This window comes from Pseudomonas sp. 3JA, assembly GCF_036961705.1.
Lineage (GTDB): Bacteria > Pseudomonadota > Gammaproteobacteria > Pseudomonadales > Pseudomonadaceae > Aquipseudomonas > Aquipseudomonas fluorescens_Q.
Map to the genome: position 1 here is coordinate 25,508 of NZ_JBAMDJ010000057.1, position 9,888 is coordinate 35,395.

Consider the following 9,888-nt stretch of genomic DNA (forward strand, 5'->3'; position numbering starts at 1 on the left):
CGATGAGCATAGTTCGGACAGCGTTACCCCTGGTTCTGCTAACCAGTGTGTTGACTGGTTGCGCAGGTTTGCAGAAAACCGACTGGCCGACCTGTGCGGCCGTCGGCGGTGCGATCGGTGCGGGATTAGGCGCCATAGAAAGCACTTCCTGGGCTGGCGGCGGCGCGCTGTACGTTGGCGGCATGGCGGCAGCTTATTGCTGGGTGCACGGCGACGGCGACGAAGATGGCGATGGCGTGCCGGACAGCCGCGACAAGTGCCCGGGCACACCGAAGGGTGTGCAGGTCGATGCCGACGGTTGCCCACCACCTGCACCACCGCCAATGGCTGAAGAGCCTCCAGTGGTCAAGGAAGAAACCATCGTGATCCGCGACGTGCACTTTGAGTTCAACAAAGCCACGCTGACCCCAGCCGACAAGGATGTGCTGAGCACGGTCGCCACCCGACTGAAACAGGAAACGTCCACCGCGCAACTGCGGGTCACCGGCCATACGGACAGTGTCGGCAGCGATGCCTATAACCAACGGTTGTCGGAGAAACGGGCCAACTCGGTGGTGCAATACCTGGTCGAAAACGGCGTACCGCGTGCCAGTTTCGTCTCGGTGTCCGGCGCCGGTGAGAGTCAGCCGGTGGCCGATAACAAGACCGCCGACGGCCGCGCGATGAACCGTCGCACGGAAATCAAGATAAACCGCTGAAACCCTTGCGATTCGCGGCTTGTAGAGTTGCGGATGCGGGTCTTTACTCCTGTGTGACCGGTATGGGCCGGTGACACAGGAGCCTTCACCATGAACGTTCTAATCAGGGCCGCCTTGCCGGTACTGCTGGCGAGCAGTCTGTTGTCCGGTTGCGCCACTCACAGCGATGGCAGCGCACCTCTCAATCAACGCACCTGGCCAATCTGTAGCCTGATCGGCGGCTTGGTTGGCGGCGGGTTGGGGGCCATTGAAAGCAGTGGCTGGGCCGCCGGTGGCGCCGCGCTGGGGCTGCTGGGCGGTGGTCTGATCTGCTACGCCCAGGATGGCGATGAAGACGACGACGGGGTGTTCGACCGCCGCGACCGTTGTCCCGATACGCCGGCCAATACCCCCGTCGAGCATCACGGTTGCCCGCTGCCGCAATACCCGGCCAGCGCCCCGCCGGTCGAACCGCAAGCGCCGGCGAGCGAGGTCATCACCCTCAACGACGCCGGCAAGGTACTGTTCGATTTCGACAAATCCGACCTCACGGCAGACGCTCGAAGCCAACTCGATGGGTTGATGGGCAAACTCAGCCATGCCAATGTCGCCAGCATCCGGGTGGTGGGTCACACCGACAGTGTCGGCACTGATGCCTATAACCAAGGGCTGTCCGAACGTCGGGCCAGCAGCGTCGTGGAGTATCTGCTGACCCAGGGGCTGGCCCCCGACAAACTCACCAGCGAAGGCAAGGGCGAAAGCGAGCCGGTGGCTGACAATGAGACTGACGAAGGGCGGGCACAGAACCGTCGGGTTGAGCTGCATATCCAGCGTTGAAGCTCGGACCAGGGCTGCCGGGTCGTCGGGAAGGCGATCCGGGGCTCGGGTCAGATTAAATTTGCCTGGCCCTCTGGCTTATCCTGCGCGCAAGCCGTTACTGTGCGCGCAAAGAATAATTCCCGATCAGGGGGGCGTATGAAGGTGTTTTGGGGGCTGGGGCGCTTGCTGACCCTGCTGTTCTGGCTGGTGGTGCTGGTCAATCTGGTCGTGCCGTTCGTCCATCCGCTGCATCTGCTGGTCAATGTCGCCGGCGCGTTTTTGCTGGTGCTCCATCTGCTGGAGCTGCTGTTGTTCAGGGCCAGTTTTCGTGGCCGCCCCGCGCCTGGTCGTGATCGCCTCAGAGTGCTGCTGTTCGGTATCTTCCATTTGCAAACCCTCCCGACCGCGCCAGAGGCTTCCCATGCGTAAATTGTGTCTGCTCGCCGCACTCGTATGCCCGTGGGCTTCGGCCCAGGTGGTCCAGGTAGAAAGCCATTCGTTGATGCGCCTGCCAAACACCACCAGCACCCTGGTCCTCGAGCGACTGGACGTGGCCGACTACGGCACGCTGCTGGTGCCTTCCAATGTCACTGAACTGACCATCGACCAATTGCACCTGGGGCGTGAAGCACGGATCGCCATCGTGCCGGCGCAGCAGGTATTGGAAATGAAAGTGGCCCGGGCTGAGCTGGCCGAGGGCAGCCAGATCACTTCACGCGGCGCACCGGGTACCTACACCAAGGCCGCGCGGTCGGGGCGCGATCTCAACCTGCGTTTCAATGCCTTGAATGCGCCGCTGTTGTCGGTGGATGCCCGCGGTGGAACCGGTGCGCCGGGTTTCGTCGGTCTTGACGGTGCCAATGGCCAGGCGCCGGGTTGCACCTGGGGTTCGGCCGGTCGCGGGGCCGACGGCAGCAATGGCAGCGATGGCCAGCCGGGAGCCGCTGGCGCGCAGGTACGCCTCGAGCTGCCCCTGGCCTACCCTGCCGAGCAGATCAAAGTGACGGTGGACGGCGGGGCCGGTGGCGCGGCGGGACACGGCGGCAAACCCGGGGCGGGAGGCAAGGCCAAGGGGTGCCTGGTCTATACCGCCGATGGCGGCAAAAGCGGCCGTCCTGGCGCCGATGGCCAGCCAGGGCCTGCCGGAGCGGCGGGGACGGTGACGGTGCAGCGGTTCTGAAGAAAAATCTGATCTGAACCTGTGGGAGCGAGCTTGCTCGCACCCACAGGGTTTTATGTGATGTTCAGAACATCGGCCGCGCCGCGCCAATCGCCACCACCAGCAACCCGATCAACAAATTGGTCCCCACCAACCGCCGAATCTTCCCCAGCACCGCCGCACCCGCCGGCCAGTCCTGCGCCGTCACGGCGCTACGCAATGCCGGCAGTTGCAGGCCCTGGATGCGGATGAACAGCGCAGCCATCACCACATACAATCCCATCATCACCTGCACATACCGAGGCGCGGTTTCGAAACCGGCGAAGCGCACATGAATCAGGCCTACACCGCTGATCGGTAAAAGCACCACCGCCACCCAGACCCAGACAAAAAAACGCTGAAACACTTCTACCCACAACTTGAGCCGGGCAGGGCCCTCAAGCGCCGTCATTGCGGCCGGGCGCAGGATCATCCAGGCGAAAAACATGCCGCCGACCCAGACCAGGGCCGCCAGTAAATGCAGGGTGTAGACGAGGGCAAAGGGTGTCATTGGGTTACTCCGTTCTGCGCAGGATTCATTAGCGGGGTATGATAGCCGCCGATCCGAACCACTGAAAATTTATCCAGCGTTTTTTGCGCCCGACCATTCATGATCAGCACCGAACTCAAAACCACGATCCAGGGCGCCTATTCGCGTTTTCTCGAAGCCAAGAGCCTCAAGCCGCGATATGGCCAGCGCCTGATGATTGCCGAAGTGGCAAAAGTCCTGGGTGACATCGACACCGACGACGAAGGCCGGCGCAGTGGCGAGCCCGCCGTCGTGGCGGTGGAGGCCGGCACCGGTACCGGCAAGACCGTGGCCTACAGCCTGGCGGCGATTCCCACTGCCAAGGCCGCCGGCAAACGCCTGGTGATCGCCACGGCCACCGTCGCCCTGCAGGAGCAGATCGTCTACAAGGACCTGCCCGACCTGATGCGCAACAGCGGGCTGAACTTCACGTTCGCGCTGGCCAAGGGCCGTGGGCGCTACATGTGCCTGTCCAAGCTCGACATGTTGCTCCAGGAAGGCCACGCGCAGACCGCCACGGCCCAGTTGTTCGAAGAAGAAGGCTTCAAGATCGAAGTCGATGAGGCCAGCCAGAAGCTGTTCACCAGCATGATCGAGAAGCTGGCCGGCAACAAATGGGACGGCGACCGCGACAGTTGGTCCACCGCCCTGGAAGACGCCGACTGGTCCCGCCTGACGACCGACCATAGCCAGTGCACCAACCGGCATTGCCCGAACTTCGGCCAGTGCGCCTTCTACAAGGCCCGCGAAGGCATGGGCAAGGTTGATGTCATCGTCACCAACCACGACATGGTGCTGGCCGACCTGGCCCTGGGCGGCGGTGCGGTGCTGCCGGACCCGCGCGACACGATCTACGTGTTCGACGAAGGCCATCACCTGCCGGACAAGGCCATCGGTCACTTCGCCCATTACACCCGGCTGCGTTCCACTGCCGACTGGCTGGAAACCACCGCCAAGAACCTCACCAAACTGTTGGCCCAGCATCCATTGCCGGGTGACCTGGGCAAGTTCATCGAGCAAGTGCCGGAGTTGGCGCGGGAAATCAAGACGAACCAGCAGTTCATGTTCACCGCTTGCGAGCAAGTGGCCGACTTCAAGCCCGGCGAAGACGTCGAGGGCCGCGAACGGCCACGTCATCGCTTCGTCGGCGGAGTGATTCCTGAACACATGCGCGAAATGGGCATCGAGCTCAAGAAAGGTTTCGCACGCCTGACCGACCTGTTCACGCGCCTGACCGACCTGCTCAAGGAAGGCATGGACGGCGAGGTCAACATCGGCATCGCCAGCAACCAGGCCGAGGAGTGGTACCCGTTGTTTGGCAGCCTGTTGTCCCGCTCGCAAGGCAACTGGGAACTGTGGACGGCCTTCACCGCTGAAGACCCGGAAGACAACCCGCCAATGGCGCGCTGGCTGACCCTGGCCGAAAGCGGTTCGCTGTTCGACATCGAGGTCAATGCCAGCCCGATCCTGGCGGCGGAAATGCTGCGGCGCAACTTGTGGAACGTGGCCTATGGCGCGCTGGTGACGTCCGCCACGCTGACCGCCCTGGGCACGTTCGACCGCTTCCGCATGCGCGCCGGCTTGCCAAAGAAAGCCGTGACCGCCGTGGTCCCGAGCCCCTTCCATCACGCCGACGCCGGCGTGCTGCGGGTGCCGGACCTCAAGGCCGACCCACGGGATGCCGCCGCCCACACCGCGGCGATCATCCGCGACCTGCCGGAACTGGTGGAAGGCTCACGGGGCACCCTGGTGCTGTTTTCCTCGCGCAAACAGATGCAGGACGTGTTCGATGGCCTTGACCGTGATTGGCGCAAACAGGTGTTCATCCAGGGCAACCTGTCGAAGCAGGAAACCCTGAACAAGCACAAGGCCCGGGTCGATGGTGGGGATTCCAGCGTGCTGTTCGGCCTGGCGAGTTTTGCCGAAGGCGTGGACTTGCCGGGTGCCTACTGCGAGCACGTGGTGATCGCCAAAATTCCATTCTCGGTCCCCGATGACCCGGTGGAAGCCGCGCTGGCCGAATGGATCGAAGCCCGAGGCGGCAATCCGTTCATGGAAATTTCCGTACCGGACGCTTCGCTGAAGCTGGTCCAGGCGTGTGGTCGGTTGCTGCGCACCGAAGAAGACCGCGGCACCATCACCTTGCTCGACCGCAGGCTGGTCACCCAGCGCTATGGCAAGGCGATCCTCAACGCGCTGCCGCCGTTTCGGCGGGAGATTTCCTGACAAAGCGGGTTCTTCTGGTGATGGACGCTGTTGTGGCGAGGGAGCTTGCTCCCGCTGGGCTGCGTAGCAGCCCCAAGAAGGCTGGTCGCGATCAATCTGGCACACCGCAACGGCGGGTTTTGGGGTTGCTGCGCAACCCAGCGGGAGCAAGCTCCCTCGCCACAGGGGCCGGTTTCAGGTTAACCAGCCGTCCCATGGCGGTTCCCAAAACCCCCAATGGCTGAAACAATGCCAACCACTCTAAAAAGTCTTTGTTTCAAAGGAGTTGCGGGTGCGGATTCAAGGCCATTATGAACTTCAGTTCGAGGCGGTGCGTGAAGCGTTCGCGGCGCTGTTCGATAATCCCCAGGAGCGCGGCGCGGCGTTGTGCATTCAGGTGGGTGGTCGCACGGTGATCGATCTGTGGGCCGGTACCGCCGACAAGGATGGCCATGAGACCTGGCACAGCGACACCATCGCCAACCTGTTTTCCTGCACCAAAACGTTCACCGCCGTCACCGCCCTGCAACTGGTGGCCGAAGGCAAGTTGCAGCTGGATGCCCCGGTCGCCCGCTATTGGCCCGAGTTTGCCGCCGCCGGCAAGCAATCCATTACCCTGCGCCAGTTGCTCTGCCATCAGGCCGGGTTGCCGGCGCTACGTGAATTGCTGCCGCCCGAAGCGCTTTATGACTGGCAAGCCATGATCGATGCCCTGGCCGCCGAAACACCTTGGTGGACGCCGGGCGAGGGTCATGGTTATGCCGCGATCACCTACGGCTGGCTGATTGGCGAGCTGTTGCGCAGGGCCGATGGGCGTGGCCCGGGGGAGTCCATCGTGGCCCGTGTGGCCAAGCCGTTGGGCCTGGATTTTCACGTTGGCCTGGCCGACGAGGAGTTTCATCGCGTAGCCCACATCGCCCGTGGCAAAGGCAACGTCGGCGATGCCGCGGCCCAACGCCTGCTGCAGGTGACGATGCGCGAGCCCACGGCCATGACCACCCGGGCCTTCACCAATCCGCCGTCGATCATGACCAGTACCAACAAACCGGAGTGGCGGCGCATGCAGCAACCGGCGGCCAACGGCCACGGTAACGCCCGCAGCCTGGCCGGGTTCTATGGGGGGCTGCTGGATGGCAGCCTGCTGGAAGGTGAAATGCTCGACGAACTGACTCGCCAGCACAGCTTCGGCGAGGACAAGACTTTGTTGACCCAGACCCGTTTCGGCCTGGGTTGCATGCTCGACCAGCCGGATGTACCGAATGCGACCTATGGCCTTGGCCCACGGGCGTTCGGTCATCCGGGGGCCGGTGGCTCCATGGGGTTCGCCGACCCGGAGCATGATGTGGCTTTTGGCTTCGTGACCAACACGCTCGGGCCTTACGTATTGATGGACCCGCGCGCGCAGAACCTTGCGAGGGTCCTTGCCACTTGTCTATAAACGCCATTGAAGGCGGCGGGCACCGGAACCTCGTGGCCTTTTCAGATTCCAAGCGACTGTTTATGCGGCCAAAACATGGCCTTTATTTTCCATTTACATCATTTTGTGGATATCCAATGTCATCGAATAAAACCCTCGCTCTGGCGCTGTGCTTCGCTATCACTGGTTGCGCACAAACCCCACAAAATGATGCCGAGGGCAGCAGCGGCTGGTGGCCGTTCGGCTCTTCCGACACGGTGGCGGCCAAGGACACGGCGCCAGCGGCGCCTCTGAAACCGGCTGCCGTCGCACCGCAAGCCAAGGCCGAGAGCGCCACCCACTGGTGGTGGCCGTTCTCTTCCGATGATGCTGCCGACGTTGCGAAGAAAGATGACGTCAAACCCCAGGACAAACCTGAAACCAAGGCGCCGGCCGTTGCCAAGGCCGAAGCCGAAAGCAACGGCAAATGGTGGTGGCCGTTTGGCGGCAAGGATCAGGAAACCGCCAAGGCGGTGCCAATGCCCGATCCTAAAGTCACCCAGGCCTGGCTCGACGACTACGAGCCGAAGCTGCGCACAGCCATCCAGGACAGCAAGCTCCAACTCGAGCGCCGCGACAACGTGCTGGTGGTCACCGCGCCGGTGGACGGCTCCTTCAACCCGGACCGTCCGGCCATGCTGCTGCCCGTGACCCTCGGGCCGTTCACCCGCGTGGCGAAGATCCTTGAAGCCGACCCCAAGACCGCCGTGCTGATCCTCGGCCACGCCGATACCTCGGGCGCCGCACCTGCGAACCTGAAGCTCAGCCAGGAGCGTGCCCAGTCCGTTGCGGCGATTTTCCGTCTCAGCGGCCTGCAACGTGATCGCCTGATGCTGCGCGGCATGGGCGCAGTGGCGCCACGTGCGGCCAACGACAGTGTGGAAGGGCGTGCCTTGAACCGCCGCGTGGAACTGCTGGTCACGCCGGCCAACACCATGGTTGCGCTGCTGAGCAAATACAACATGCCGGCTCCCGCACCCGTGACGCTGGTGGCGGCCCAGGACGTGAAGCCCGTGGCCCCGGCCCCAGCGCCTGCGGCGAAAAAAGCCGTGACCCCGACCAGCAAAAAAGCACCGGCCAAAAAAGCCGTGGCCAAGGCGCCTGCGAAGAAAGCCCCTGCCAAGGCCACTACTCCGGCGAAGAAAACCCAACCGGCCAAAGCCGCCACCGATACCAAGAAAGTCGCGGCTGCCGATACCCCCAAGCAGTGATGGGCTAACCACAAGGAACGCGCCATGACCCAACCGCTGGCTGATATGCGCCGCGACTACACCCGCGATGGCTTGACCGAGGCACAAGCCCCGGCCGAGCCGTTTGCGCTGTTCCACCAATGGTTCGCCGACGCGGTGAAAACCGAGCAGGCCCCGGTGGAGGCCAACGCCATGACCCTGGCGACGGTGGATGCAGAAGGGCGCCCGCACTGCCGGATCCTGCTGCTCAAGGGCCTGGATGCCCTGGGGTTCACGTTCTTCACCAACTACGACAGCGCCAAGGGGCAGCAACTGGCCGCGAATCCATTTGCGGCCATGACGTTTTTCTGGCCGGCCCTGGAGCGCCAAGTGCGCATCGAGGGCAAAGTGGTGAAGGTCACCGCGCAGGAGTCGGACGCCTATTACCAGGTTCGCCCGCTGGGCAGCCGTCTCGGCGCCTGGGCTTCACCCCAGAGCCGGGTAATTGCAGGGCGTGGTGAGCTGGACGACCTGCTCAAGGCCACCGAACAACGTTTCAGCGACAGCCAACCGCATTGCCCGGAGCATTGGGGCGGTTATCGTTTGCTGCCCGAGCGCATCGAGTTCTGGCAGGGGCGTCCGAGCCGCCTGCACGATCGCCTCAACTATCGCCTGCAAGGGGCGCAGTGGACTCGCGAGCGTCTGGCGCCTTAGCATCGGGATAACCTGCCGCGGCGGTCTGGAGCCATTGCGGCAGGTCACGGCGCTTGATGCCTTGTGCCTGGGCGCGGGCCAATTGTTGCAGCATGTAGGTTTTCTTTTGCCCATCCGGCCCAGCCAGCGAAAGCGCCAGATCGCGATCCGCCCAGCGTTTGATCCGCACGTACAGCCACCAGTGGAAGTACAGACCGGCCACGGTGGTGGCGACGATAATGAAATAATCCATGAAAAATTCCAGGGTTGATGACGCAGGTTTCGGAAATTGGCGCTACTGTTTGGTGAATTTTTCGGGTGCGCCTGTATCCCACCTGAATGAAAACAATTTTATCCCGGCGAGGCCGTGACAGGCGTCAAGCTGCGGAGTTTAATGAATCCCTGTCTTTTGGAGTTTGATGCTATGCGTAAGTCTGTTTTGCTGGTTGCTTCCTTTTCCACGATGGCGATGTTGCTCACTGGCTGTCAGTCGAGCCTGACCGGTGACTCCTATTCCCGTGACGAAGCGCGTCGCGTGCAGACGATTCGCATGGGTACGATCGAAGCCTTGCGTCCGGTCAAGATCGAAGGCACCAAGACCCCTATCGGCGGTGCGGCCGGTGCTGTGGTCGGTGGTGTAGGCGGCAGTGCCATCGGTGGTGGCCGTGGCAGCATTGTCGCCGCTGTGATCGGCGCGGTGGCCGGTGGCCTGATTGGCTCCGCTACTGAAGAAGGCCTGACTCGTACCCAAGGCGTGGAAATCACTGTTCGTGAGGACGATGGCAGCATGCGTGCCTATGTGCAGCAGGTTCAGGAAAACGAGGTGTTCCGGGTGGGTGAGCGGGTTCGTATTTCTACTGTGGGTGGTACGAGTCGCGTATCGCACTAAGCTGGAGTGGGCAAGATCCTTTGCCGATCAATACCTTGGTTTACGGGCGGGACTCTTAAGTTGGTGTGTATATCCATTGCTGCGGTAACGGCTACTTAGGGTTCCGCTCGGCTCACTTTTGAAAAGCGCAAAAGTAAGCAAAACGCTTATGCCCCACCACTCGGTGCCGAGCCTAGGCGAGGCACCGAGTGGTGGGGCAAAGCGTTTTTGGTTACTTTTGGCGGCTCTTCCAAAAGTGACCCGCCGTAAGGGC

11 protein-coding genes are annotated in these 9,888 nt (G+C 62.7%); 9 read left to right on the forward strand and 2 right to left on the reverse strand.

What is annotated here, in order from left to right:
- Window positions 1–2 precede the first annotated feature (2 nt).
- The 4 genes from V7773_RS28230 to V7773_RS28245 all read left to right on the forward strand — a co-directional run bounded on the left by V7773_RS28230 (window position 3) and on the right by V7773_RS28245 (window position 2,676).
- The gene (locus V7773_RS28230) at window positions 3–698 is read left to right on the forward strand and encodes an OmpA family protein (protein ID WP_041475763.1); all 696 of its coding nucleotides are present in this window, start codon (window positions 3–5) and stop codon (window positions 696–698) included.
- Window positions 699–788: 90 nt separating this feature from the next.
- Window positions 789–1,514, forward strand: coding sequence for an OmpA family protein (locus V7773_RS28235; protein WP_063322682.1), 726 nt, complete (start codon window positions 789–791; stop codon window positions 1,512–1,514).
- 138 nt (window positions 1,515–1,652) lie between these two features.
- Complete coding sequence (locus tag V7773_RS28240) at window positions 1,653–1,925, forward strand: DUF1145 domain-containing protein (RefSeq protein WP_063322681.1); 273 nt, start codon at window positions 1,653–1,655, stop codon at window positions 1,923–1,925.
- On the forward strand, window positions 1,918–2,676 hold the full coding sequence (locus V7773_RS28245; RefSeq protein ID WP_336076290.1) for a collagen-like triple helix repeat-containing protein: 759 nt from the start codon (window positions 1,918–1,920) through the stop codon (window positions 2,674–2,676). The genes V7773_RS28240 and V7773_RS28245 overlap by 8 nt, the downstream gene beginning before the upstream one ends.
- Before the next feature lie 64 nt (window positions 2,677–2,740).
- Here the strand turns inward: V7773_RS28245 and V7773_RS28250 are convergent, their stop codons facing one another.
- The gene (locus V7773_RS28250) at window positions 2,741–3,205 is read right to left on the reverse strand and encodes a CopD family protein (protein WP_336076291.1); all 465 of its coding nucleotides are present in this window, start codon (window positions 3,203–3,205) and stop codon (window positions 2,741–2,743) included.
- Window positions 3,206–3,304: 99 nt separating this feature from the next.
- On the opposite strand from V7773_RS28250, the gene dinG reads away from it, so the two are divergent.
- From dinG to pdxH, 4 genes are all read left to right on the forward strand, one after another.
- Window positions 3,305–5,449 (forward strand): ATP-dependent DNA helicase DinG, encoded by a 2,145-nt coding sequence (gene dinG / locus V7773_RS28255; protein ID WP_063322679.1) that lies wholly within the window; start codon window positions 3,305–3,307, stop codon window positions 5,447–5,449.
- Window positions 5,450–5,720: 271 nt separating this feature from the next.
- Complete coding sequence (locus tag V7773_RS28260) at window positions 5,721–6,866, forward strand: serine hydrolase domain-containing protein (protein WP_336076292.1); 1,146 nt, start codon at window positions 5,721–5,723, stop codon at window positions 6,864–6,866.
- A gap of 116 nt (window positions 6,867–6,982) precedes the next feature.
- The gene (locus tag V7773_RS28265) at window positions 6,983–8,095 is read left to right on the forward strand and encodes an OmpA family protein (protein WP_336076293.1); all 1,113 of its coding nucleotides are present in this window, start codon (window positions 6,983–6,985) and stop codon (window positions 8,093–8,095) included.
- A 24-nt stretch (window positions 8,096–8,119) separates the two neighbouring features.
- A complete protein-coding gene (pdxH, locus tag V7773_RS28270) occupies window positions 8,120–8,767 on the forward strand; it encodes a pyridoxamine 5'-phosphate oxidase (protein ID WP_063322676.1) in 648 nt (215 codons plus the stop codon).
- Here pdxH and V7773_RS28275 read toward each other — a convergent pair.
- Window positions 8,715–8,999 carry a hypothetical protein gene (locus V7773_RS28275; RefSeq protein ID WP_063322675.1) on the reverse strand — a complete coding sequence of 95 codons (285 nt, stop codon included), beginning with the start codon at window positions 8,997–8,999 and terminating at the stop codon, window positions 8,715–8,717. The genes pdxH and V7773_RS28275 overlap by 53 nt on opposite strands.
- A 171-nt stretch (window positions 9,000–9,170) precedes the next feature.
- Between V7773_RS28275 and V7773_RS28280 the strand changes: the two genes are divergently transcribed.
- Window positions 9,171–9,635, forward strand: a complete 465-nt coding sequence (locus tag V7773_RS28280) for a glycine zipper 2TM domain-containing protein (protein ID WP_063322674.1) — start codon at window positions 9,171–9,173, stop codon at window positions 9,633–9,635.
- The last annotated feature ends 253 nt before the right edge of the window (window positions 9,636–9,888 follow it).